At 68.5% G+C, this 24,129-nt stretch carries 20 protein-coding genes; 1 reads left to right on the top strand and 19 read right to left on the bottom strand.

Annotated elements, in window-relative coordinates:
* Window positions 1–2: 2 nt before the first annotated feature.
* Entirely contained in the window at window positions 3–2,198 is a 2,196-nt protein-coding gene (locus VFU06_07200; protein ID HEU5209181.1) for a BamA/TamA family outer membrane protein, read from the bottom strand.
* A 233-nt stretch (window positions 2,199–2,431) separates the two neighbouring features.
* On the opposite strand from VFU06_07200, the gene VFU06_07195 reads away from it, so the two are divergent.
* A complete protein-coding gene (locus VFU06_07195) occupies window positions 2,432–3,235 on the top strand; it encodes a tetratricopeptide repeat protein (GenBank protein HEU5209180.1) in 804 nt (267 codons plus the stop codon).
* A 6-nt stretch (window positions 3,236–3,241) separates the two neighbouring features.
* Here VFU06_07195 and ligD read toward each other — a convergent pair whose 3' ends face one another.
* The 18 genes from ligD to VFU06_07105 all read right to left on the bottom strand — a co-directional run bounded on the left by ligD (window position 3,242) and on the right by VFU06_07105 (window position 24,127).
* Complete coding sequence (gene ligD / locus VFU06_07190; protein ID HEU5209179.1) at window positions 3,242–5,191, bottom strand: DNA ligase D; 1,950 nt, start codon at window positions 5,189–5,191, stop codon at window positions 3,242–3,244.
* 530 nt (window positions 5,192–5,721) lie between these two features.
* Window positions 5,722–6,414, bottom strand: coding sequence for a lysophospholipid acyltransferase family protein (locus VFU06_07185; protein HEU5209178.1), 693 nt, complete (start codon window positions 6,412–6,414; stop codon window positions 5,722–5,724).
* Complete coding sequence (locus tag VFU06_07180; GenBank protein HEU5209177.1) at window positions 6,411–7,001, bottom strand: hypothetical protein; 591 nt, start codon at window positions 6,999–7,001, stop codon at window positions 6,411–6,413. Before VFU06_07180 ends, VFU06_07185 begins: the two co-directional genes overlap by 4 nt.
* Entirely contained in the window at window positions 7,002–7,733 is a 732-nt protein-coding gene (locus VFU06_07175; GenBank protein ID HEU5209176.1) for a polyprenol monophosphomannose synthase, read from the bottom strand.
* A complete protein-coding gene (locus tag VFU06_07170) occupies window positions 7,733–8,767 on the bottom strand; it encodes a lysylphosphatidylglycerol synthase domain-containing protein (protein HEU5209175.1) in 1,035 nt (344 codons plus the stop codon). The genes VFU06_07175 and VFU06_07170 overlap by 1 nt, the downstream gene beginning before the upstream one ends.
* A complete protein-coding gene (locus tag VFU06_07165) occupies window positions 8,764–9,462 on the bottom strand; it encodes a class I SAM-dependent methyltransferase (protein HEU5209174.1) in 699 nt (232 codons plus the stop codon). Before VFU06_07165 ends, VFU06_07170 begins: the two co-directional genes overlap by 4 nt.
* 6 nt (window positions 9,463–9,468) lie before the next feature.
* Window positions 9,469–11,979: a YfhO family protein gene (locus VFU06_07160; protein ID HEU5209173.1), complete on the bottom strand. Its 2,511-nt coding sequence runs from the start codon at window positions 11,977–11,979 to the stop codon at window positions 9,469–9,471.
* A complete protein-coding gene (locus VFU06_07155; GenBank protein HEU5209172.1) occupies window positions 11,976–13,085 on the bottom strand; it encodes a glycosyltransferase family 4 protein in 1,110 nt (369 codons plus the stop codon). The genes VFU06_07160 and VFU06_07155 overlap by 4 nt, the downstream gene beginning before the upstream one ends.
* On the bottom strand, window positions 13,082–14,251 hold the full coding sequence (gene wecB / locus VFU06_07150) for a UDP-N-acetylglucosamine 2-epimerase (non-hydrolyzing) (GenBank protein ID HEU5209171.1): 1,170 nt from the start codon (window positions 14,249–14,251) through the stop codon (window positions 13,082–13,084). Before wecB ends, VFU06_07155 begins: the two co-directional genes overlap by 4 nt.
* Window positions 14,248–15,264: a glycosyltransferase family 2 protein gene (locus VFU06_07145; GenBank protein HEU5209170.1), complete on the bottom strand. Its 1,017-nt coding sequence runs from the start codon at window positions 15,262–15,264 to the stop codon at window positions 14,248–14,250. The genes wecB and VFU06_07145 overlap by 4 nt, the downstream gene beginning before the upstream one ends.
* A gap of 51 nt (window positions 15,265–15,315) precedes the next feature.
* Window positions 15,316–16,776, bottom strand: coding sequence for an RNA polymerase factor sigma-54 (rpoN, locus tag VFU06_07140; GenBank protein HEU5209169.1), 1,461 nt, complete (start codon window positions 16,774–16,776; stop codon window positions 15,316–15,318).
* Window positions 16,777–16,781: 5 nt separating this feature from the next.
* On the bottom strand, window positions 16,782–17,996 hold the full coding sequence (lptB, locus tag VFU06_07135) for an LPS export ABC transporter ATP-binding protein (protein HEU5209168.1): 1,215 nt from the start codon (window positions 17,994–17,996) through the stop codon (window positions 16,782–16,784).
* A complete protein-coding gene (locus VFU06_07130) occupies window positions 17,993–19,471 on the bottom strand; it encodes a hypothetical protein (protein ID HEU5209167.1) in 1,479 nt (492 codons plus the stop codon). Before VFU06_07130 ends, lptB begins: the two co-directional genes overlap by 4 nt.
* Window positions 19,471–20,010: an LPS export ABC transporter periplasmic protein LptC gene (gene lptC, locus VFU06_07125; GenBank protein ID HEU5209166.1), complete on the bottom strand. Its 540-nt coding sequence runs from the start codon at window positions 20,008–20,010 to the stop codon at window positions 19,471–19,473. The genes VFU06_07130 and lptC overlap by 1 nt, the downstream gene beginning before the upstream one ends.
* An 8-nt stretch (window positions 20,011–20,018) precedes the next feature.
* Entirely contained in the window at window positions 20,019–21,038 is a 1,020-nt protein-coding gene (locus VFU06_07120) for a KpsF/GutQ family sugar-phosphate isomerase (protein HEU5209165.1), read from the bottom strand.
* Window positions 21,035–21,619 carry an HAD hydrolase family protein gene (locus tag VFU06_07115; protein HEU5209164.1) on the bottom strand — a complete coding sequence of 195 codons (585 nt, stop codon included), beginning with the start codon at window positions 21,617–21,619 and terminating at the stop codon, window positions 21,035–21,037. Before VFU06_07115 ends, VFU06_07120 begins: the two co-directional genes overlap by 4 nt.
* Window positions 21,612–22,454 (bottom strand): 3-deoxy-8-phosphooctulonate synthase, encoded by an 843-nt coding sequence (gene kdsA / locus VFU06_07110; GenBank protein ID HEU5209163.1) that lies wholly within the window; start codon window positions 22,452–22,454, stop codon window positions 21,612–21,614. The genes VFU06_07115 and kdsA overlap by 8 nt, the downstream gene beginning before the upstream one ends.
* Window positions 22,451–24,127 (bottom strand): CTP synthase, encoded by a 1,677-nt coding sequence (locus VFU06_07105; protein ID HEU5209162.1) that lies wholly within the window; start codon window positions 24,125–24,127, stop codon window positions 22,451–22,453. Before VFU06_07105 ends, kdsA begins: the two co-directional genes overlap by 4 nt.
* Window positions 24,128–24,129 lie beyond the last annotated feature (2 nt).

Below are 24,129 nucleotides of genomic sequence, written 5' to 3'. Positions count from 1 at the left end.
CGTCAGAACGGCTGGCCCACGGCAATGTGCAGCCGCAGCCGATCGAGGAAAGAAGGCGGGTCGGGCGTGAACGCACTCCGGATCTGGACCAGCGTGCCCGTTTCCGCGTCCGCGTAATAGAGCGGCTCCGTCTGCGGCCCGTGCGGATTGAAGCCGAGATCGAGGCGCACCGGGCCGACGGGCGTGCTCAGGCGCAGTCCGACGCCGGGCGTGACGCGCCATCCCTGCCGCGCGAGGTCCCAGAAGTTGCCGTAGCCGACGTTGCCCGCATCGACGAACGCGGCGAGTCGCAGAAACTGGGGCAGGAAGGGTGAAGGGAAGCGCACCTCAGCGGACGCGACTGTCAGCGCGGTACCGCCGACGGGCACGAACTCCGCCGCACCGACAAGCGGATTGCCGAGCGAATCCGTCTCCGACGTGACGTACACCCCCGGGCCCAGCGCGTTGCGGGAATAGCCGCGCACCGTGTTCTGGCCGCCCGCATAGAAGCGCTCCTCCGGCGGCAGGAAGCTGCGCGTCGGGTCGAGCGACGCCGTGGAGAAGAAGCTGCCGAGTCTCAGGATCACGGCGCCGACCCAGCCCGGCCGCAGCGTGCGCACCACCGTGCCGTCGGCGGTGAACCGGAGGTATTCGAGGTCCGACCCGAGTGCCTGTGACGCCCACGTCGTCGTCGCGTTCAGCCGGAACCCGCGTGTCGGATTGAGCGCGTTGTCCGTGCGGTCGTGCGTGAAGGTCGTGCCGAGCGAGTTCCGCCACTGTGACTGCGCGAGCGAATCGATCGTCGCAGGCAGGCATACCTGGAACGCGACGCAGTAGAGCGCTGGCGACGCGAGGGTGCGCGTACGCACGATCTCGAGATCGGGACTGAAGAACGTGCGGTCGCCGAGCCGCCGTGTGAAGACGAACTGGCCACCCTCCGCCTCGCGCTGGTACACCATCGGCTCGGAGATCCGGTCCGCGTACAGCGTCGTCGTGATGCGGTTATTGGGACTCAGGAAGTAGGGCTGCGTGAGCGTCGCGGTGAAACGGTAATCGAGACCCCGGGCGATCGACGTGTCGCCCCGCTCGAAGGCACCGCACACCGATTCGCTCACCCGGTCCACGCCAACGCCCAGCTTGCTGACGGAGCCGCTCAGCGCCAGGCGCCGGGCTCCACCGAGGAAGCTGCGGTTGACCCAGCGCACTTCCGCGCGACCGCACTCCACCGTCCCGTACCCGACCGACGCATCGACCTGGTGAACCGGGGCCTCGGCCACGCCGACGATGATGGTGGCTGTCGTGCTGTCCGCGGGTGTGAGCTGCAGGGAGTCGGGCGCAATCGAGACGCTCGCGAACTGCACCAGCTCCAGGCTGTACAGGTTGCGCTGCGACTCCACCAGCGTCCTGCGGCGCAGCACCTCGCCTTCGCGCAGCGTGAGCTGCCGGCGCGCGGCCGCCGAGCCCAGGTTCTCCGCGCCCCGCACGATGATCGAGTCCACGACCGCGCGCGGTCCCGGTACCGCTTCGATGAACGCACTCGCCCGGTTTGAAACCGTGTCCACGCCGTAGTTCCGCAGCACCTGCGCCCACGCATGGCCGTGCGACTGCATCGCAAAAAGCACCGAGTCCGCAGCGGCGGCGAACTCGGGCAGCCGGAACGTGTCTCCGGGTGCGAGCGGAAGAAAGGGCAGGATCGAGTCCGGCGTGAATGCAGGCTCCGTCCCGGCGACGCCGATCGTGTCGAGCAGCACGGCATCGCCGCGATCGATCGTGAAGATGACGCGCACGTCCTCTCCATCGTCTTCCACGTCCGGCGCGACCGCCGTACCGAAGAACCCCTGCCCGCGGTAGAAGAGCTCGAGCCGCCGCACGTCCGACGCGACCGTGCCGACGCTCAGCCGGTGCGTCTCGCGACCGATGCTCGTGAACGGAACGCAGATCGGAAGGCCAAGCAGGCTGCAGCGCGACTCACGGGTGACCGTGATCGAAAGCAGCGAGTCCTCGCGGAAGGGCTCGCTGTTGAGGAAGTCGACGTCGCTGATCCGCCGGTTCTCGTACTCGACCAGCTCCGGGTACAGCTCAGCTGGCCCACCGCGGGCGGCGCATCCGCCGGTCACACCGGTGATCCCCAGAAGCACGAGGGCGCCGCACGCACTCCGCGCGCGCCGCCAGGACCTGAAGAAGGTCAGCATCGGAACAGCAGCCGGCTCGATCTGCATTGGCTGCCGGCCAATGCAAGCCATACGCCAGCCGCTGGCACGTGCCTGCGCGCGTTTTCCTGGTGTGCGCGCCATTCACACCGCGCTGGATCTGCCGCGGTATCGGGTTGACGCGATTCCGCGGTGCCCCTACGTTTCTCCGCTATTGTCGCGGCCCTGTAGGATCCGCCCGCGCGCCGTCGGCCGCGGGCGGTGCCGTTCGCGGCGAAGTCGCACCTTCGATCCCGATACGCATGAGCAGGCATTCAGCCCGACGCAGGCCGCACAACGCACCGGCGGCCGACGACGACAAGTTCGTTCACGGCGTCCTCGAGGGTGGCGCATGGGCGCGCGAGAACGCGCGCACCCTCGTCATCGCGGGTGCTGTCGTCGTCGCACTCCTCGTCGGCTTTCTGGTCTACCGCAACTACAGCAGCGCCAGGGAAACCGGCGCGGCCAACGCGCTGAACGACCTGCGTACGACCGTCGCGTCCGGCAACGTTCCGCTCGCACTGCGTGACGGGGAAGCACTCGTGTCGCGGTACGGCGGGACCGAGTCGGCAGACGAGGCGCGCCTGCTGCTCGGCGAGCTCTACCTGCAGGCGAACCAGCCGCAGCAGGCGTCAGAGGTGCTCGCGCCGCTGAGTCGCGATGTCGACGCACCGCTCGGCTTCAACGCGGCCATGCTGATCGGTGCGGCCTACGAAGCCGCCGGCCAGGCCGAGCAGGCGATCCAGACCTACACACGCATCGGTCGCGACAGTCGGTTCCTGTTCCAGCAGATCGCCGGTTACGAGGAGGCCGCACGCGTCCAGGCCGCCACCGGCGACGCGGCCTCGGCCATCGCCTCCTTCGAGCGGATCCTCGACCTCATCGACGAGAACGCCGCCGAGCGCGGCTTCTACGAGATGCGCATCGCGGAGCTGCAGACCGGGGGGGCTCCGTCCAACGCGGCACCGCCGGCACCGCTCGCAGCAGATACAACAGGCACCGCCACCGGCGCCGCAGTACCGGCCGCTGCCGACACCGCCGCCGCAGGGGATACGACGTCGACCTGACGGCCGCTACAACGACTTGACCTTCCTGCGCACCGCCGCCGTGATCGACTGCTTCACGGCGGCGTAGTCTTTCCACGGATCCTGCTTCAATGACCCGAGACGCTTCGCCACGTTGCGGATGGTGAAGTGATCCTCGCGGACGTCCGGCCCCAGTTCGTCCCACGACAGGGGGACGGCCACGGGCGCACCGGAACGCGCCCGCGTCGAGTACGCCTCGATCGCAGTCGCGCCACGACCGTTGCGCAGGTAGTCGATCAGGATCCGGTCCCGCCGCTTCGCCTTGGAGATATTGAGCGTATACTCGCCAGGACTGGCGCCGGATACGGCTTCCGCGACCGCGCGCGAAAACGCCTTCACCTCGTCCCAGCCCGGCCCGCGCCGGAACGGGACCACCACGTGCAGCCCCTTGCCGCCCGTCGTCTTGACGAAGCTCTCGAAATCGAGAAGCGAAAACGCCTCGCGTACCTGCCGTGCGGCTTCCACCACTCGATCCCACGGGACGGCAGGGTCCGGGTCCAGGTCCAGGACGATCCGATCCGGCTGTTCCACGCGATCTCGCCTGGCTCCCCAGGTATGCAGCTCCAGAACGCCGAGCTGAGCCAGGGCGATCAGACCCGTCACGTTGCGAACGGCGCCGTACGGCTCCGGGTCGCCCGGAATCGCGACACGCAGGATCGCCGGGTGGGCACTGTCCCCGATGTGCTTCTGGTAAAAACAGTCGCCGCGACCCGAAGGGCACCGGACCAGCGTCAGCGGACGATCTTCGATGTGCGGAAGGATCCACTCGGCAACTGACTCGTAGTAGTTCGCCAGGTCCAGCTTGGTGACCCCGGAGTCCGCGTACAGCACCTTGTCAGGGTTGCTCAGCGAAATGCCGGCGATCTCCACGCGGTCTCGCGGCGACCGCTTGGACTGCGAACGGCCAGACGACGTTCCTGCCGAAGCACTCCGGCGCGCACGCGCCTTTCCCGAAGCCATGTCACCTCCAGAGGACGAAGGCGGGCGAAGCGGGGCGGGGAACTCGAAGCCGACGTCCCCGGCCGCCTTGTCATCGCGCAGGCCGCGGAACGTGGGGTGCCGCAGGCTGCGATCCGCCGTCATCTCCGTGTAGGCTACCTGCGCGACAAGCTCCGGTCTCACCCATTGCACGCCGCGCGCCGAGGCACCTCGGGGCGGATTCACAACCGGTGGGGCAGACACCTGGATCGCTCGGAGCGTGCGATGCAGCGCGCGCAGAGCCGCCTCGTCGAACCCCGTGCCCACCTTGCCGACCTGGACGAGCCTTCCATCCTCGTCGTGCGCCGCAAGCCAGAGCGCCCCGAACCCCGTCCGGGAGCCCTGCGGAGCCGTATAGCCGACAACGACGAACTCCTGTTCCCGCAAGCACTTGACCTTCACCCATTCACGTCCTCTCCCGGGCGAATACGGCGCGCTCCGGCGCTTGGAAATGATCCCCTCGAGGTGCAGCCGACAGGCCTGGCGATGGAAGGCCGGACCCTGGCCCTCGACGTGATCGCTGTAGTGCACGACATCGCCGGGCAGACCTCCCAGCACCGTATCCAGCAGCGCCTTGCGGTCGTCCAGCGGCTCCTGCGAGACGTCCACACCGTCCAGATGGAGGAGGTCGAAGGCCATGAAGCGCAGGACGCCGGATCCGCCGGACTGCACGTTCTGCAGCGCCTGGAAGCTGGTCCGGCCGTCCGGCAGCACCACCACGACCTCGCCGTCGACGATGGCCGTGTCCGCGGGAAGCTCCGCCAGCTCGTCCGCGACAGCGCGATACGGCGTCGTCCAGTCCTTGCCGTTCCGGGTGATCAGGCGGACGTCTCCACCTTCGAGCACCGCGAGGAGTCGGTAGCCGTCGTACTTGATCTCGTGCAGCCAGTCATCGCCCTCGGGAGCGGCGTCGACGAGGGTGGCGAGCTGTGGCCGAGGCACGCGCAGCGAGGGTGTCATCCCGCCCGCCCAGAACTTCGCATAATATGCATTATGTAAACTTGCGTTGTGGGAAACCGTGGAAAACTCAAGGCTCTCGTACGACGCGACGCTGTCCCTGCTCCGCCGGCGTCGGCACGGAGCCGACAGACAACGCAGGCAGCCACAGGTCGATCCAGCGCGGCCGGCACGCGGCCGAGGCAACGACACCGCCAGCTGGCCGAGGGGTGCGATGCGGAACGCCGGCGGCAACCCACCCGAGGTGCGCGACGCCGTCGATGCCGGTGAGCCGTCACATACGCGACCGCGGCGAGCACGACGATGCCAGCTCGCCTGCGATGCTCCAGGACCGTCCCGCTCTCTGCCACATCCGTCTCCGCGGTCGTGGACCTGCCCTGCGCCGCGCGGCGAGCAAGAGCCGCACCCGTGCGTGGAGCCGTCGACGAACGAGGGCTTGTGGAAAGCGTTGATACTGGGGAGAGCGTGCTGGTGGAAAACCCGAGCTATGAGTGGCTAACTGAGACCACCACAATGCGTTAGCACTTTGCATCTCATGTTGATTCGAGCGTGGAAACGGGTGTGGATGGAATGTGGACGTCGGACTTCGACGTCCCTCCGCCTGCAGCCTCGAGCTGTCGCTGGAGGGTGCCCATGATCCGGCTGGTGGCCATGGGCAGAGCCGCTTCCCGCGCTGCTCTGTCCCGGGCGGGCGGCAGGCGGAAGGCCTCCCCGAAATCGATACGGACGTTGCCGCGGCGGATCCCCCGGTCCCAGCGAGGCCAGACGTCGTAGCTGCCGGCGATGGTGCACGGGATGATCGGGACGTCGGCCCGGAGGACCAGCCGGATGGTTCCCCGGCGCGGTTCCTGGAGCCGACCGTCCCAGCTGCGCTCGCCCTCCGGATAGATTCCGACCGCTTCGCCCTGCTCGAGTCGCCGCAGGACCATGCGGACGGACTGGGGGTCGACCTGGTAGCGCCGAACCGGGAACGATTTCACGTGTCGCATGACCCAGCTCATCAATGGAGTGGCGAACTGGGTACTCTTGGCCATGGTGTGCACCGGCCGTGGGCAGACCGCCTGGATCAGGATCGGATCGAGGATGCTCTCGTGGTTGGCGAGAAGCAGAAAGGGTCCGGTCTGCGGGATGTTGCCGAGCCCGTGGACCTCGAGGCGACCGGCCAGCCGGAAAAGGTTGCGCGCGAGGAACGCCGCGAGGTGGTAGAACGCGTAGCCGCGCCTCATCGGGCGCTCACGCGCGGCTGAAATTCCATGATCTCCCCTCGACCCGCTGCCCGCCACGCTTCCCGCAGCCGGCGCTGGATGCGCGCCTCCCACAGGCGGACGGAGCTGTCGATGAAGCGGAGCGTGACGACGTCGTGCCCTTTCACCTTGAGCTGGAGCTTGCTGGAGGCGGGCTGCACGGCCGTGACGTCGAGGATCGGCCACGCACGGAGGGGGCCGGCGTCCGGCTGAAAGCGGATCGCATCCGTGCTCATGACCAGCGTTCCCGTCATGTCGGGGCCGAACCGCTCCACGAACCCGAGCAGTTCCCCGCCTTCCCGCAGCGGCCAGGAGCGCGCGACGTCGCGCAGGACGACACGGGCGCTGACCTCACGCTGTCCGTCATCGGGGTCTCCGAGCGCATCGACCCATTCCCGGGCCTCGCGGACCTGCGGCGCCCTGCCAGCCACCTCGAGCACGATCGTCGCACGCCGTCCCCTGCGGAGCCGCGCGCCGCATGCGCGGCATTTCTCGGCACGCCCGTCGCGCGCCAGGCTCTCCGGCTGGCCGCACGCGGGACACGCCCACAGGAGATCGCGGATCGCCATCTACATCCGGCCCGTAAGGGACAGCCAGCGGAGCTGCCACACCCGCCAGACGGCCTCGCGGATGATCTTCTTGGACATCTTCGACTCGCCCTGGCTGCGATCGACGAAGACGATCGGGATCTCGCAGATGCGGAAGCCCTTCCTCCAGGCGCGCATGCTGACCTCGATCTGGAACGAGTAGCCGTTGGACTGGATGCGATCCAGGTCGATTGCCTCGAGCACGTCCCTGCGGAACGCCTTGAAGCCGCCGGTCGCGTCCGCCACCGGCAGTCCGGTCACCTTGCGCGCGTATACGTTTGCGAAGTACGAAAGCAGCAGCCGCGCGATCGGCCAGTTGACCACGGTGACGCGGCCGCCGAGGTAGCGCGAACCGAGGACGACGTCGTGGGTCCCGAGCTGCGCGAGGAACTGCGGCAGGTGGGACGGATCGTGCGAGAAGTCTGCGTCCATCTCGAACAGCCAGTCGTAGCCGCGCTCCAGCCCCCAGCGGAACCCCGCGATGTAGGCCGTTCCCAGTCCGAGCTTCCCTGCCCGGTGCATGACGTGCACGCGCGGGCAGCTCGCCGCGAGCTGGTCCGCGATCGCGCCGGTACCGTCAGGCGAGGCGTCGTCGATGACGAGCACCTCGAGGCGTTCGTCCTGTTCGAGCACCAGCGGGACGATCCGCGGCAGGTTCTCGCGCTCGTTGTATGTAGGAATGATCACCAGCCCACGCTGGCGCTGTGTCTCCATCAACGGGTCCTCACGGCGTCGGATTCGATCTGCCGGTGCTGGTCTCCGTCCGGCAGCACCGGCACCAGTGCGAGCGGCAGCAGCTCTGCCGCGGTGAACCATACCCGGGACGCGACGGAAATGAGCACCGCCGCGCTCGCGGGAATCGCCGGGTGCTGTGCCAGCAGCGCGGACATGGTCAGCTCACGTACCCCTGCGCCCGCGGGCATGATCATCACGACGTACCCGGCGAGGTAGCTCGCCGCCACGACGCCCGCATGAAAGCGGGCATCGGCCGGGGATGATGCTGCCGGTACGAACGCACCGACGAACAGCCCAAACGCGCCGCCCAGCACGAGCCACGTCAGCGCGTACAGGAGCTCCCAGCGCACCGCGTCCGACACGCGCACGCGATCGGCGATCGAGAACGCTGTCTCCAGCCTGGCGCGTCCGGGCCCCGCGCGCCGCAGCACGGCTTCACGCGCGCGGTGCCCGAGCGGGGTGGCCACCACCAGGTACCCACCGAGAGCGCCGGCGGCGATCAGGCCCGCGGCGATCACGGCCGGCCAGAACTCGGCGTATCCGGGCAGCAGCACGGCGAGCAGGAGCAGGCCGGTAGTCAGAAAGGCGAACTGTGCGAATACGGCGGCCGCCATGGACGTACCGGCGGGCAACCCCGCACGCTGCGCGAGCACGGCCAGCCCGGCGAGCTGCCAGACCTTCCCCGGCACGTAGCGCCCGAGGCTGGCGAGAAAGTAGACGCGAAAGATCGTGCGCAGCGAAGCCCGCGGTGCGTGCAGGTCGGTGGTGATGCGTCTCCAGAGCAGCGCGTGTGCGGAGTACATCCCGAGCAGCAGCAGGAACGACAGCAGCAGCGGCGTGAGCGCAGGGCGCCACTGCAGGAAGTCCTCCAGGGTGACCCGCGCGAGCTCCGGCGCCAGGCTGCGCCAAACCAGCCAGGCGATCAGCACGAGCACGGCGAGCTGCAGAAAGCGCATCAGGAGACGCGGCCGATGTGCGCGCCCCGCGCCGACTTCCCGCGTCCCGTCGCTCATGATTTGCGCGCCACGATTCCGATCCGGCGACGGAGCAGCGGCACCCAGCGCGCGAGCCCGCGCTCGAGCAGGTTGAGGACCGGCAGGTGCGACGGGAGCCAGCGCACGTCGACCACGGCGAGCCCGGCCGCGCGCACTTCGTCCGCAAGCTGCTGTGCGCTGCGCACACCGATGTGCGACGGATCCTGCTTCATCACGCCGGCGTCACGCAGTCGTTCGAAGATGTGACTGTTCTCCGGCGTGTATACGACGAGCGAGCCGCCACTGCGCAGCACGCGCCGCACGTCGCCGAGCACGCCGCGCAGCGTCGCATCATCGAGATGCTCGGTGATGTCGGCCGCAACGACCACGTCGGCGCTCTGGTCGCGGAGCGGCATGCGCACGGCGTCGGCGCGCGTGAACCACGCCTGCTCCGCACCCTCCGCGCGCGCGACGGCCGCGGCCGCCGGCAGTGCTTCCGGTGCGAAGTCCACGCCGAGCGCGCGCGCCCCGCGCCGTGCCGCTTCCACCGTGAAGGTGCCCATGCCGCACCCGATGTCGACCAGCACGCGGCCGTCCAGTGGCGGCAGCAGCGACAGCACGTTGGCGATACGCTGTCGTGCGAACCGGTTGCGTGTGCGGTAGCGTGCCGCGAGGTCCTGGTAGTAGCCGGCGTCGTAGTGGCCGGCGACGTCGTACGCGGTTCGTCCGCTCATCTGCGCTCAGTCCGCGGCAGTCGCGGCATCAGCGACGCTGTGGGCAGCGCGTCCGTCGCGGCGTCGGGCCAGCACCAGTCCACCCACACCGACGACGGTGAGCAGCAGGATCAACCCGACCGAGGTCATTACACCGGCGTGCAGCGACTCCGGCACGTAGCGCATGGTGACGGTGTGCTCGCCTGCAGGGACCGGCAGTGCGCGGAACGCCAGGTTCGCTCGCACCACCTGAACCTCCTCCCCGTCGACCCATGCATGCCATGCCGGAAAGTAGTTGTCGAGCACGACCAGCACGGCGGGCGCGTCGGTCTGCACGCGCAGGGTCATCTCGTCCAGTCCGCGCCCGGCGATCTCCACGCTGCCCTGCACCGCCCCGGCGCCCGACTGCGCCGACGCGAGCGGCGTGGCAAGCAGCGCGGTGCCGGTGACGTCGAACGCCGGGTCGAGCATTCGCTCCAGCGCGACATCATCGGAGACGACCTCGGCATTGCCCACCAGGAACGCGCGCGGCAGCACACCCTGCAACCGGTACACGGCGCTGCGCGAACCGACGAACACCTCCTCGAGCATCGGGTGCTGGATGCGTCCGGGCGTGACCACGTACTCCGCATTGGTGCGTTGCAGCAGGCTGAAGTCCTCGACCTGGGCTCCCTCTGGCGTCTGCAGGATGCGGACGGCGTTGGGCACCTGGTCCTGCCTGCCGATCAACCGGTCGTAGTAGCGCATCTCGTTGCCGTGATGCCCGCCGACCTGTTCGATGCCGTGGATCGCGAGGATGTTGCTGCCGTATGTCGCCTGGCCGAGGGCGTAGCCGAGGTCGTGCACGCGGAAGACCTCACCGGCGGCCTGGCGCTGCTGCAGGAAGCGGATCGACTCGTCCGGTTGCAGCATGACGGGATCCATCGCGAAGCGGTTCAGCAGCACCGTGGCGCGGATGAAGGGCCGGCCGACACGGTACTCGTCGAGTGCGGCGACACCGACCAGCAGCCAGAGCGCGAGCACGGGGCCGTACAGCTTGCGGGACAGGCCGTACCAGAGCCCGGTTACGATGGCGGCGAACAGGAACGTCAGCCAGAAGCCGAGCTGGATGTTGTCGGCGTTGGCAGCGAGCGCCTGCAGCCGTGGCGGTGCGAGGTCGCTGTAGAGTAGTGCACGCCAGAGCGACGTGACCCCGCCGGCGAACTCGACCAGTGCAAGCAACCCGAAGGCGGCCGTCGCGATCAGCAGGTACTTCGTCACCGCCCGCTGTTCGTCGACCGAACCGTGTGCCCAGTCGAGCATGCGCTGCAACGCGAGCGCGCCGAGTGTTGCGACGCTCAGGCCGTACAGGAAGATGATCAGCGACGGTGCGCGGAAGAGCGACACGCCCGGCAGCAGGTAGAACAGCCGGAACAACGGCGTATTGGCGCCGAGCGCATACACCAGGGAAAGCAGTGCCAGGCCGGCGAAGAACCATGCGCGCGCGTCACGCCTGCGCAGGAACAGGATGGGCGCGAGCAGCAGCGGGATGAAGCCGGCGTACTCGTGGTTCAGCTTCATCGGGTTGCGGCCCCAGTACGTGTTGCCGCTGCGCGTCTCCGTCTGCGCGTTGTCGCCGACGAACTCCGGCACCACGAGGGACATGATCTCCTCGGGGTGCAGCGAGAAGGAGGTCGCGTACTCATACGCGTCGCCGGTCTCGGACGCTGTCCGGTCCGCGCGCTGCGACCACTCCTGCAGGTACTGGAGCGGCGGCAGGAACTGCACGGCCGCGGCGGCGACGCCCAGCACGCCGACCAGCGCGAAGGCGCCGAACAGCGCGGCGCCCTTCCCTGCACCCTCCACCCGGCCGATCTGCACCGCCCGGAACACCATGTACAACGACACGCCCCAGACGGTGAAGTAGGCGAGCTGCATGTGCGACGTGAACATCACGAGCGCGATGCCGAGCGCGAAGAACGCGAAGTCACTCACGCGGCGGTGTCGCATGCACCGCTCGGCCAGCAGGAAGACGAGGGGTGCGAGCGCAGATACGAACAGCTTCCCGTCGCCGCCCGGGTAGACGAGGCTGACCAGGTCCGCGCCCATCATGAAGACCAGGCCGCCGAACATGGCGGGCCCGCGCCGCACGTCCAGCCCGCGGCGCAGCCACAGGTACGTGAACACACCGGCCAGGAATACGTGGCCGGCCATCTTCACGGTCCAGAAGTGCAGCGGGTCGAGAAAGAAGAACGCGAGCGAGAACGGGTAGAAGATGTCGCCGTGCATCCCCTCGACGAAGGGCAGCCCGCCCAGGATCAGCGGATTCCACAGCGGGAACGTGCCGCTCCTCACGACGTCCGTGTAGAAGTCGCGTGCGAAGTAGCTCAACGCCATCGTGTCGATGCCGAGGATCCCGGCACCCGTGAAGACGGCCTCGCGGAACAGCAGCAGCGTAGCGAGCGCGTAGAGCACGGGCGGCGCCCATGCCGGCACGCGCTCCACTGCGGATGCGGGCGCCGTCGCTCTTTTCGCCGTACGGGCCTTCGTTGCGTTCACGTCCGTCTCTCGTCCAGCAGGGTCTGATAGATCTCGCGATGTCGCTCCGCCAGCCGCCGCACGCTCCAGTTCGCGACCACGCGCTCACGCGCGCGCCGGCCACGCTCCTCCAGCTCCCCGCTCTGCAGCAATGCGACGAGCCGCGCCGCCAGGTCCTGCGGGTTGGCCGGCTCGAACAGCGTCCCGACGCTCTCGTCCACGATCTCCGGAAGCCCGCCCACGCGTGACGCGGCGACCGGCACACCGCAGCTCATCGCCTCGAGCGCCGCCACGCTGGTCGCCTCCATGAGCGACGGGAACACCGCCACCTCCGCTGACGCGAGCAGCCCGGGCAGCTCCGTGTTCGGGCGCGCACCGAGGAACGTGACGACTTCCCTGACGCCGAGCGACTGCGTGAGCGCCTCCAGCTTCGCTCGTTCCGGCCCGTCGCCCACGAGCACCGCCTCCACGTCCAGCCGCTCGCGCACGAGCGGCAGCGCACGGATGAAGTATTCGACGCCATTCTTCTCGAACAGCCGGCGCGGCACGATCAGGCGTCGTCGCCCGGCCGGCACAGGCGCTGCAGGACCGGGCGCGAACATCGTGGTGTCGACGCCGTTCGTGAGCGCCTCCGCGCGCGGATGCTCGTACAGCCCGAGTGCGACGTCGCGGATCTCCGTACTCGCGGCGAGCAGCCAGTCCGCGGCGCGGATGATCCCGCGGAGCACGGGCTGCCAGCGCGGCTGTCCCGCCAGCCGGAGAAAATGCGACGTATGGAGCGTGAGCACGAGGGGGTGACCATAGAGCCGCTTCGCGAGCATGCCCGGCGGCGCGGACGCGAAGGTCTGCGCGTGCAGGACGTCCGCGTGGCGTGCCAGGCGCAGGTAGGCGGGAAACGTCGCGCTCGTGTGGGCGATCCACCCGGCCGGCGTGCGCCCGGGCATCCAGCGCCGCACCACGCGCACGCCCTCCCTCACCTCGTCCCTCTTCAGCCCCGGCTGCGACAGCGACGTCACCATGGTGACATCGTCGCCCATGCGCACCAGCTCGCGACAGAGATACCAGGCGTGACTTTCCAGCCCTCCGACCTCGGGTGGAAAGTAGATGCACTGCTGCAGGACCTTCATGCGGCCGGGTTCCAGTCGCTGGTGCGTCGCTCCGCGCCGGTCAGCCGGTGCACGACGATGTCGGCGATGCGCTGGCCAGCCCGTCCGTCGCCGTACGGGTTCCCCACCGTCCGCAGCCGCTCGGCGACGCCCGGGTCGGCGAGGAGCGCGGCGGCACGGGTGCGGATGGCGTCACCGTCGGTGCCGACCAGCTCCGCCACGCCCGCGTTCACGCCCTCGGGCCGCTCCGTGACCTCACGCAGCACCAGCACGGGCGTCTCGAAGCTGGGCGCTTCCTCCTGGATTCCGCCCGAATCGGTGATCACGAGCGTGGACGCGCGCAGTGCCTGGATCAGGTCGAAGTAGTCGAGCGGCGGTACGAGCCGGACACGCGGGTGACCTGCGAGCGTCGCCTCGGCGGTCGCTTTCACCTGCGGGTTCGGGTGCACCGGGTACACGACGACGATGTCCTCGTGCGCGTCCGCCACGTCGCGCACGGCGTCGAACGCCTCGCGCAGTGGTGCTCCGAAGGACTCGCGCCGGTGCGCGGTCAGCAGCACCAGCCGCCGGCGGTCCGCGAGCACGTTGCGCAGCACAGGATCGCGCACCGGCCGCTCGCGCGCGGCAATGCGGCCGAGTGCGTCGACAACGGTGTTGCCGGTGACGTACACGATGTCGTCGGGAACGCCCTCCGCGAGCAGGTTCTCGCGGGCGAGTGGCGTCGGCGCGAAGTGCATGTCGGCGACGACACTGGTCAGCCGACGCAGCACCTCCTCGGGGTACGGCCGCCACTTGTCATGGCTGCGCAGTCCCGCTTCGACATGACCGACCCGGGTCTTCTCGAAGAAGCCGGTGAGCGAGCCGAAGAACACGCTCGCCGTGTCGCCCTGGACGAGCACCAGGTTCGGCTCGTACTCCGCATACACGGCGCGCAGCTCGGTGAGACAGCCTGCGGCGACGTCGTAGAGCGACTGCCCCTCGCGCATGATGCCGAGGTCCCAGCTCGGCTCGAGACCGAAGACCTCCAGCACCTGGTCGACGAGGTCCGTGTGCTGGCCCGTGAGCGCGAGACGCGTCTCCACCTCGTCGCGTGCGACGAGCGCCTCCATCACGGGCGCAAGCTTGATCGCCTCGGGACGCGTCCCGGCGACCACGAGCACACGCGGCTTCCGCTGCTTTCTGCTCACGCCCGGCCGTCGTCGCTGTGTTCACCGCGCAGTGCGCGTGACAGCTTCCGTTGCAGCGCGTCCAGCTCCGCCTGCTGCTGCGCGACCAGCTCCGCGACAAAGCCGAAGCCGACCAGCAGGAAGCCGAGCACCTCGAGCAGGATCACGAGGTACAGCAGCGGCCGGAAGCCGAAGGGCGGCATCCAGTGCCCGATGCGCAGCACGATGGTCACGAGCCCGACCAGGATGCCGAGCGCGGCCATGATGAGACCGCTCGCACCGAACAGGATGAGCGGCTTGCGGGAGAAGAACAGGAAGAACGCCACGGATACCAGGTCGAGGACACCGACCAGGATGCGGCCTCGACCCGAGTACTTCGCGACACCATGCCGGCGCGGCAGCAGCTCGATGTCGATCTCGGTGGCCGAGTAGCCGCGCGCGTACGCGAGCACCACGAAGAAGCGGTGCCAGTCGTGGCGCAGCCGCACCTCCTCCAGAATCTCGCGGCGGAACGCCTTCATCGAGTTCGTGTCGCTGACCGGGATGTCGAAGACCGCGCGGCTCAGCCGGTTGTAGATGCTCGAGACGGCCGCCTTCTCGTAGCGCCCGACCTTGCGGCCGCACACGATGTCCCACCCCTCCTCTGCCTTCGCCAGGAACCGCGGGATCTCCTCCGTGCCGTGCTGCAGGTCGGCGTCGAACAGGACCAGCCACGTCCTGGTGGTCGCCTCGGCGGCGGTCAGCATCGCCTCTGTCTTGCCGAAGTTGCGACGGTGCGAGAGCACGCGCAGCGCCGGCCAGTGCTCGGCTTCCCTCCGCGCAAGGTCGCCCGTGCCGTCCGTCGAGCCGTCGTCGACCAGCAGCACCTCGCCCGAGAGGCCGTGCCGCTCGAACGTCTGCCGCAGCTCGCTCACGAGCTCGGGGACGTTCTCCACCTCGTTGTATGCGGGAACGACAATGGCGAAGTCGTGCCGCATCCGCTCCGACAGCTGCGGCTGCTTCACCGTCGTCTGCTCACCCAGCGTCGTGGCCATGGATCCGGGATGAACGAGCGCCGCACCACGTGCGGTGCGGCGCAGGATGAATCACACCCGCTTGCGCATGCGAGCCGACAGGATGCCGAGCTGGTCGCGGTACTTGGCGACCGTGCGACGCGCGATCTGAATGCCTTCCTGCTTCAGGATGTTCACGATCGCCTGGTCGGTCAGCGGCTTCTTCGGCTCCTCCTCGTCGACCAGCTTCTGGATCTTCGCCTTGATGCCGCGCGCGCTCACGTCCTCGCCCGATGTCGTCGAGAGGCCGCTCGAGAAGAAGAACTTGAGCGGCAGCACGCCGCGGGGCGTCTGCACGAACTTCTCGTTGGTCACGCGCGAGACCGTCGACTCGTGCATGTTGATGACCTCGGCGACTTCACGCAGCGTCAGCGGCTTCAGGTACTGCACACCCTTTTCGAAGAACTCGCGCTGCCGGTCGACGATGAAGTTCATAACTTTCAGCATCGTCTGGCGGCGCTGCTCGATCGCCTGGATCATCCAGTTCGCGGAGTTCAGCTTGTTGGAGATGAACTCCTTGTTCTCGCCCTTGAACTTGGATTTGTCCCTGGCGATCTCGCGGTACGCCCGTGACAGCTTCAGGCGCGGCAGGCTCGTGTCGTTCAGGAAGACCAGGTACTCGCCGTCGATCTTGTCGACGATCAGGTCCGGCGTGATGTAGTTGTCGCCCGGCGCCGCGTACTTCAGCCCCGGCTTCGGGTCCAGCTTGGCAATCTCGTCCGCGGCGCTCTGCACGTCGCGCGGCGTGATCGACAGCTCCTTGGAGATCTCCGACCAGCGGTGATTGATGAGCTGGTCGAAATAGTCGTGCACGATCCGGTAGGCGAGCGTGTCCTCCAGCTCCTCGTCCAGCATCTGCAGCAGCAGGCACTCGCGCAGGTCGCGGGCGCCGATGCCGGGCGGATCGAAGTCCTGGATCACCTTCAGCATCTTCTCGCCCTCACCGAGCGTGAAGGGCCGAAGCGGCTCGCCCGAGTCCTGCTCCCACGCGGCACCGTGCTCGGCCACCCACGTGTTCAACCCCGTGACCACGTCCTCCACGGGACAGGTCAGGTAGCCGTTCTCGTCGATGTTGCCGATGAACTCCTCGCCCAGCAGGATGTCGCGCTGCGGCAGCGGCATCAGCATGAGCTGGTCGCGCAGGTGGTCGTAGAGGTCCCGCGTGTCGACCGGCACCGGCTCGTAGTACTCCTTGTCCTCGTACTCCGCGCGCCGGCCGCCGGCCTCGAAACCGTCCAGGAGAATCTCCTCCCAGTCGATCTCCTCCTGCTCCTTTTCCTTCTCGCGCTCCTTCTGCTCGTCCTTGACCTGCGTTTCCTCCTCCGTGACCTGCGGCTCCTCCAGGTCGAGGAAGGGGTTGTTCAGCATTTCCTGCTTGATATGCTGCTGCAGGTCGAGCAGCGGCATGTACAGGAGATCCATCGCCTGGTACAGGCGTGGATTGATCTTCATCTCCTGCTTGAGCTGTGTCCCCTGGTAGAGACCAGTCTTCATCGAGCTCATACGGCTGCCACTTCAGGACGTTGATATCGCTGGCGCATGCGCGCCGTGAGTGTCGGGCCGAAATAGATCTCGGCCACCTCGTCGTTCCAGACCAGCTCCTGCACCGTGCCCGAGACACGGACGTGCCCGTCATACATGATGTAGGCGCGATCCACGATGTCGAGCGTCTGCTCGACGTTGTGATCGCTGATGATCACGCCGATCCCGCGATGCCGCAGGTCCGCGACGATCTGCTGGATGTCGTGCACCGCGATCGGGTCGACACCCGCAAACGGCTCGTCCAGCAGCATGAACTTCGGCTGCGTGACCAGCGCGCGCGTGATCTCCAGCCTGCGACGCTCTCCGCCCGAGAGCGAGTACGCCTTTGATTTCCGGAGGTGCCGCAGCCCCAGCTCGTCGAGCAGCCCGTCCAGCCGCTGCTTCCGCTGCGAGCGCGACAGCTTCATCGTCTCCAGAATCGCCAGGATGTTCTCCTCCACCGTCAGCCGGCGGAAGATCGAGGGCTCCTGCGCAAGGTAGCCGATCCCCAGGCGCGCGCGCCGGTACATCGGAAGCCTGGTCAGCTCCCTGTCGTCCAGGAACACCTGCCCGCCGTCCGGCGAGATCAGTCCGACGATCATGTAGAACGTCGTCGTCTTCCCCGCCCCGTTCGGCCCCAGCAGCCCGACGATCTCGCCCTGCCGCACCTCCACGTCCACGTCCGCGACGACGCGCCGCTTGCGGTAGATCTTGACCAGCCCGCTGGCCGAGAGGCGGCTGCCGTCCTCCACGTGGCGCGGCTCAATCGGCCGCCCCCCCCCGGACTGGCGCCCGTCGCCTTCGAGCAAGTTCCTTACCGCACCGTCCAGTCGCTCGACCCACGCGTCGCGGGCGGCGAGGGCGTCGAGGGCGACGCCCTGCAGGCACACCCGCTCCCATGCATCCGTCGCGGGCTGCGCCAGTGCGAGTCCGTCCGCCGTGAGACGCCCAAGGACGTGCTCCTCGAGGTACCGGTCCAGCTCGCCGGGATCGGGAAGGTCGCCGCTCGCGGCGGAATCCGCGATGGTCGGATGCGCACCCGGCAGGTTGGCATGGGCGGCCAGTACAGCCGCGATCCACTCACCGCGCTCCAGGCAGCCGGTGCCGTCCGCGCGGCGGACCAGCTCCCGCAGGGCGAGCGCGACCGAAGCGTCATGAGGACTGAGCGTCTCGAGGAAGCGATCCAGCGTCACGGTCGCCCTCCTGACGCAACGGTGCCCTGGTTTCCCGGAGGCTGCAGGTACACGCCCTTCACATCCCCCTCCGCCTCCACGGTGTCGATCGCACCGTCGCGGATCTCGACCGTGATGCGCTGCGCGGTGATGTAGCTGATCCCCGCCGGCTCGTCGGGACGATCCTCGTTCACCATGCGGTTCGCGGCGCGGGCGGGCGCGCCGAGGGCGATGATGCGCTCGAGCACGCGCTCTGTCGTGTCGGCCGGTGTCGCCACCGGCTCGCCCGCGATGACCCGCGCAAGCGAGTCCGGCAACGCCGCGCCCGTGTCAGCCGCAGCCACCAGGCCGATCGCTGCCCCCGCTGAATCGGCGGGCGCGGCGTCCGCGAAGAACGCGCGGATCGTGTCGCCGCGCACCCAGTCGTGGGCGAGCAGCCGTGCAACGGCGGAGTCCTGCGGCGTGACGGGTGCGACCTGGATGCGTGTCGAGTCGTCCTCGGCGAGCCGCTCACCGTAGGCGTTGCCCACCGCGGTGACTTCCTCGATTCGCTGACCGGGAAGCAGCGCATCGATCGAGTCAGCGTTCAGGTTGAACTGCTCGGAAAACGCATACGCCTGCTCGATTGCTGCGCCGGGCGCACCGCCGCGACCCAGCGCCACGAGCCGGTTCACGGCGCCCTCTTCGAAGTATGTCCGGATCGCGGGCGCCGCGACGTCGATCTCCTCGGAGTCGAGACGCGCACTGCCCCGTGCATCCACTTCCCGCAGCTCACCCGCAATGGTGTCCTGCAGCGCAATGATGGTGTCGCCGTTCAGCACCACGTCCTCCGACGTGACGCGCGCGCCCGTCCTGAGCTCGACACGCGCACCGCCCTGGAGGAAGTCGGCGAAGCCGCTCGTGGCGTGCAGGTCCGTCCCGGTGATCACGACGTTGCCACGGTAGTGGAACGCATCCTCGCCCACGATGGTCAGGGCATCGGCATCGACCACAGTCGTGTCGCTGCGCGGCAGACCCTCGTCCACCACCTCGCGCACCACGCTGGTGCGCGGCCGGCCGCTGTAGATCTCGACAGTCGACTGCGGACGCCCCTCCATGGCCTCGAAGTAGTCCAGGGTCGGCGAATCGATGCGCGAGCCTGTGGCCAGATCGAGGAGTACGACGCTGCCCTCGGCGGCGAGGTGACGCTGAGCGCTGTTGTACTGCGCGCGGTCGGCCACCAGCGAGCGGGTCGTGTCAGCGTACAGAACGTTCCGGAAGAGCGAGACCTGGCGGGTGCTGTGCATGAACACCGCGCTGTCCGCCGAGATCCTGAGTCCGCCTTCGCAGGAAAAGACGGGATACGGAATGTGGTCGACCTGGAAGGGCGTATTCAGGTTGAACGAGCGCGTCGTCCCCTGTGAGCGCACCAGCTCGCAGCCCCTGCCCTGCTGCGCGTACGCAGCGACGGGGAGCGCGAGCAGCACGCAGACCGGAAGGACGCAGCGCACCCACATCAGAAGACGATGTTCCCCGGCAGACAGCCGCGCGCGTTCTCCAGCGTAACGGACCGGAACTGGTCGTCGGTCTGCACGCCGTCACCCTCCTGCGTGCAGCCATCCACCGTGCGCGTCGTGTGGACGTCGCTCCAGATCCGATGCGTCTGCGGATTGTAGTGCAGCTCGTCCGTCTCGATCCGCTCGGTGTCATTGGCGCGCAGCACCACGACATTGCCGCGCGCGACCATCTCGTTGGTTCGCTCGTTCAGGTCGCCGAAGAGCGAGGTCACCGTGGCCGACACGTTCCCGCTGGCGTCGTACAGCGTCAGGTCCACGCCGAAGAGTGCGACCGTCGAGCTGTCCTGGTACTGGTAGACCGAATCAGAGACGAGCTTCGCGTAACGCACGCCTTCCGACGTGATGTTGTGCGTCACGTCGGTCAGCACGACGTCGGAGGGCAGCGGCTGAAAGCCCGCGCCGACCGGCCCGGCATCGGCCTCGCAGGCCAGCGCGACGGGTGCGAAAGCGAGCCAGGCGAGAAGGCGTAAGTGCTTCATACCTCTCATTATACCACGCTGGCCCTGAGAAGGTCGTGCAGGTGCACGATTCCGACGACCCGTCGTTCCGCATCGATCACGGGGAGCGCCATGACGCCGTGTGTCTCCATCACGTACACGGCGGAGGCAGCCAGCGCATCCGGCTCCGTGGTCTTGGGTGAGCGGTTCATCACTTCCTCGACCCGGATACCGAAGACGTCCTGCTCACGCTCCATGAGCCGGGTCAGGTCGCCGGCGGTGACGACACCGACCAGGCGGCGTGCGCCGTCCACGACGGCCACCGTGCCACGCTTCTCGGCGAGGGCGACGACGCAGGTGCGCATGCTGGCTTCGGGCGAGAGCAGCGGCAGCTCATCGTCGAGCATCACGTCACGCACCCGGACCGTGAGCTTGCGGCCGAGCAGCCCGCCCGGATGCAGCTGGGCGAAATCCTCGCGGCTGAACCCGCGCCGGAGCAGCAGGGCCACGGCGAGTGCGTCGCCCATCACCAGGGTGACGGTGGTGGACGTCGTGGGCGCCAGGTCGTGCGGGCACGCCTCCTCGCTCACCGAGCAGTCGAGCACGATGTCCGCACTGCGCGCGAGCGACGAGTCCAGCCGTCCGGTCAGGGCAATCGTCGTGACTCCCAGCCGCTCGAACACCTCGATCAGGGCGTTCAGCTCGCCGGATTCACCGCTCTTGGAAAGCAGGATCGCGACATCGTCGCGGCCGACGATGCCCAGGTCGCCGTGCAGCCCCTCGACCGGGTGAAGGAAGATCGCGGGCGTCCCTGTGGACGTCATGGTCGCGGCGATCTTGCGCGCGATGATGCCGCTCTTGCCGATCCCGCTCACCACGACACGTCCCTTCGCCGCGGCGATGCGCTCCACGGCATCGTGGAACGCGCCATCGATGCGCGCTTCGAGGGCACCGACGGCTGCGGCCTCCTGCCGCACCACCCGCCGTGCGGCCTCCAGCAGCTCGGGCCCGGACGGCGGTGCGTCGGCAACGGCGGCCGCGTGGGTCGGGTGCGGGTCGCGCGCAGTCATCGCGTCGCCGCCTCCGCGTCGCGCTCGCTGGTGTAGCGCGCGAGCGCACGTTCGTAGTCGCCACGCGCGTGCAGGAGTGCGTCGCAGAACTCGCGCGCAGCGCCCCGTCCGCCGAGCCTGGTCGTGCGCCAGCGTGCGAGCGCGTGCACCTCGGGTACGGCGTTCGCCACCGCCGCGGGGAGAACGGCGCGCTTGAGCAGCGGCAGATCGGGCAGGTCGTCGCAGAGCACGGCGACCTCGTCCCAGCCGACGTTCTCGTGCGCGATCAGCGCCTCCGCCGCCTGCAGCTTGTGGCCGCCCGGCCCCTCGTGGTACGGCAGGCCGAGCTCCTCGGCGCGCAGGCGGTTGGCCGAGGAGACGCGACCGCTCACGATGCCGACACGCAGACCCGCATAGAGCAGGAGGTGCAGGCCGAGACCGTCCACGATGTCGAAGCGCTTCAGCTCGATCGGCTCGCCGGACCCGGTGTGTCCGAGGTAGACGCCCGCATCGGTGAGCACGCCGTCGACGTCGAAGATGACGAGGCGCACGCGCGCTGCCAGGTCACGCGGCATGCCGGACGTGTGCGTCGTCTCAGCCATGCACGGCTCCCACGGCTGCTGTGTCGGCCAGCGCCTCGCGGACCGCGAGCACCTGGCGCAGCAGCGTCTCGAGCTGGTCGAGTGGCAGCATGTTGCTGCCGTCGGAGGGCGCGCTCGCGGGCTCCGGATGGGTCTCCAGGAACAGCGCATCGCAGCCGGCCGCCACCGCGGCCCGTACGAGCGACGGGATGAACTCGCGGTCGCCGCCGCTTGCGCCGTCCGCGCGGCCGGGACGCTGCACGGAGTGGGTGCCGTCGAAGATCGCCGGCACGCCCGTCGCCGCCCGCATGCGTGCGAAGCTGCGCATGTCCACGGTGAGATCGCCGTAGCCGAAGAAGGTGCCGCGCTCGGTTACGGCGATTGCGCCAGCACCCGCCTCGCGCGCCTTGGACACGGCGCCGGCCATCTCCTCGGGCGCCATCCACTGCCCCTTCTTGATGTTCACCGCGCGACCGGTCTCGGCAGCCGCGACGACCAGGTCCGTCTGCCGACTGAGGAACGCCGGGATCTGCAGCACGTCACATACGTCGCCCGCTGCATACGCCTGCGTGGCTTCGTGCACGTCGGTGAGCAGCGGCAGGCCCGTGGCCTCACGCACGCGCTCGAGCCGGCGCAGTCCTTCCTCGAGACCGGGGCCGCGGGCTGCGCCCGCCTTGCTGCGGTTCGCCTTGTCGAACGAAGCCTTGAAGATGATCGGCAGGCCAAGCGACTCGCCCGTACGCACGAGCGCCTCCGCCACGCGCAGGTTGAGCGTGTCGTCCTCCAGCACACACGGGCCGGCGATCAGGAAGAAGCCGCCGCCCGGCGTGAACAGCGTGCGGACGTCCGCGCTCATGCGCGCACCACCTCCGGCTGCTTGGCGGCCTGCTCGACCTTGCCGTTGGCCGCACCGCGCCGCTGCATCGCCGCATGAATGAACGAGGCGAACAGCGGATGCGCGCGCATCGGCCGCGACTTCAGCTCGGGGTGGAACTGAACGCCGATGAACCACGGGTGCTCCGGCACCTCGAGGATCTCGACCAGGTGACCGTCCGGCGAAAGGCCGCTGAAGCGCATGCCGTGCTCCGCAAGCACGTCGCGGTACGCGTTGTTGACCTCGTACCGGTGACGGTGCCGCTCACTGATCTCGAGTGCGCCGTACGCCTGGTGCGCGCGCGAGCCTTCGCGCAGCCGCGCCGGGTACGCGCCCAGTCGCATCGTGCCGCCCATGTCCGTGACCTGCCGCTGGTTGTCCATCAGGCAGACCACCAGCTGCGATGCGTCCTTGCTGAACTCGCTGGAGTGCGACTCCGCCAGGCCGGCAACATTGCGCGCGTACTCGATCACGGCGCACTGCAGGCCGAGGCAGATGCCGAAGAACGGGAGCCCGTTGGTGCGCGCCCAGCGGACCGCCTCGAGCATGCCCTCCACGCCGCGCACCCCGAAGCCACCCGGGATCAGCAGTCCGTGATACGCCGTCAGGATCTCGGCCGCACGCGCGCCGGCGTCCCTCTCGAAGTCCTCGCTCGAGAGCCAGTGGATGTCGACCTCGACGTCGTTCGCGATGCCGCCGTGGACGAGTGCCTCCTGCACGGACTTGTACGAATCGACCAGCTGCGTGTACTTGCCGACCACCGCGATGCGCACCGCGCCGTTCGCCGGCCGCTTGATGCGCTCGACGATCTGCTTCCACTCCTCCAGGTCAGGATCCTCCGTCTCCAGGCCCAGCTTGCGGCAGATGTACTCGTCCAGCTTCTGCTTCCGGTAGTGCAGCGGCACCTCGTAGATGGTTTCCGCATCGCACGCCTCGACCACGCCGTCGATGTCCACGTTCGTGAACAGCGCGATCTTCCGCTTCAGATCCTCGCCCAGCTCGCGGTCCGTGCGGCAGACCAGCACGTCCGGCTGGATTCCGATCTCCATCAGCTCCCGCACGGAGTGCTGCGTCGGCTTCGTCTTCAGCTCGCCCGCAGCGGCAATGAACGGAATCAGAGTCAGGTGCACGAAGAGCGTGTGCTCGCGACCCACGTCCTGGCGGAACTGGCGGATCGCCTCCAGGAACGGCAGCGACTCGATGTCGCCGACCGTGCCGCCGATCTCCGTGATCACGACGTCGTGGTTCGGACCCATCCGCCGGATCGCCGCCTTGATCTCGTCCGTGATGTGCGGGATCACCTGCACCGTCGCGCCGAGATACTCGCCGCGCCGCTCCTTGGTGATCACGTCCTGGTAGATCCGCCCCGTCGTGATGTTGTTCGACTGCGTGAGAGACGTGTCGATGAACCTCTCGTAGTGGCCCAGGTCCAGGTCCGTCTCCGCGCCATCGTCCGTCACGAACACCTCACCGTGCTGGAACGGCGACAGCGTGCCCGGATCGACGTTGATGTACGGGTCGAACTTCTGGATCGTCACGCGCAGCCCGCGCTCCACCAGCAGTCGTCCGATCGACGCCGCGGCGATGCCCTTGCCCAGCGAGGAAACGACCCCGCCCGTGATGAAGATGTACTTCGTAGGATTCTTGTCGCTCATCA

It is taken from the genome of Longimicrobiales bacterium (assembly GCA_035764935.1).
GTDB lineage: Bacteria > Gemmatimonadota > Gemmatimonadetes > Longimicrobiales > RSA9 > DASTYK01.
The sequence above is the reverse complement of the archived record's forward strand: the minus strand, read 5'-3'. Positions and strand labels throughout refer to the sequence as shown.

Coding starts and splice junctions, on each gene's coding strand:
- VFU06_07200 (HEU5209181.1), bottom strand. CDS start 2,198: ATGCAGATCGAGCCGGCTGCTGTTCCGATGCTGACCTTCTTCAGGTCC.
- VFU06_07195 (HEU5209180.1), top strand. CDS start 2,432: ATGAGCAGGCATTCAGCCCGACGCAGGCCGCACAACGCACCGGCGGCC.
- ligD (HEU5209179.1), bottom strand. CDS start 5,191: ATGACACCCTCGCTGCGCGTGCCTCGGCCACAGCTCGCCACCCTCGTC.
- VFU06_07185 (HEU5209178.1), bottom strand. CDS start 6,414: ATGAGGCGCGGCTACGCGTTCTACCACCTCGCGGCGTTCCTCGCGCGC.
- VFU06_07180 (HEU5209177.1), bottom strand. CDS start 7,001: ATGGCGATCCGCGATCTCCTGTGGGCGTGTCCCGCGTGCGGCCAGCCG.
- VFU06_07175 (HEU5209176.1), bottom strand. CDS start 7,733: ATGGAGACACAGCGCCAGCGTGGGCTGGTGATCATTCCTACATACAAC.
- VFU06_07170 (HEU5209175.1), bottom strand. CDS start 8,767: ATGAGCGACGGGACGCGGGAAGTCGGCGCGGGGCGCGCACATCGGCCG.
- VFU06_07165 (HEU5209174.1), bottom strand. CDS start 9,462: ATGAGCGGACGAACCGCGTACGACGTCGCCGGCCACTACGACGCCGGC.
- VFU06_07155 (HEU5209172.1), bottom strand. CDS start 13,085: ATGAAGGTCCTGCAGCAGTGCATCTACTTTCCACCCGAGGTCGGAGGG.
- VFU06_07145 (HEU5209170.1), bottom strand. CDS start 15,264: ATGGCCACGACGCTGGGTGAGCAGACGACGGTGAAGCAGCCGCAGCTG.
- rpoN (HEU5209169.1), bottom strand. CDS start 16,776: ATGAAGACTGGTCTCTACCAGGGGACACAGCTCAAGCAGGAGATGAAG.
- VFU06_07130 (HEU5209167.1), bottom strand. CDS start 19,471: ATGTGGGTGCGCTGCGTCCTTCCGGTCTGCGTGCTGCTCGCGCTCCCC.
- lptC (HEU5209166.1), bottom strand. CDS start 20,010: ATGAAGCACTTACGCCTTCTCGCCTGGCTCGCTTTCGCACCCGTCGCG.
- VFU06_07120 (HEU5209165.1), bottom strand. CDS start 21,038: ATGACTGCGCGCGACCCGCACCCGACCCACGCGGCCGCCGTTGCCGAC.
- VFU06_07115 (HEU5209164.1), bottom strand. CDS start 21,619: ATGGCTGAGACGACGCACACGTCCGGCATGCCGCGTGACCTGGCAGCG.
- kdsA (HEU5209163.1), bottom strand. CDS start 22,454: ATGAGCGCGGACGTCCGCACGCTGTTCACGCCGGGCGGCGGCTTCTTC.
- VFU06_07105 (HEU5209162.1), bottom strand. CDS start 24,127: ATGAGCGACAAGAATCCTACGAAGTACATCTTCATCACGGGCGGGGTC.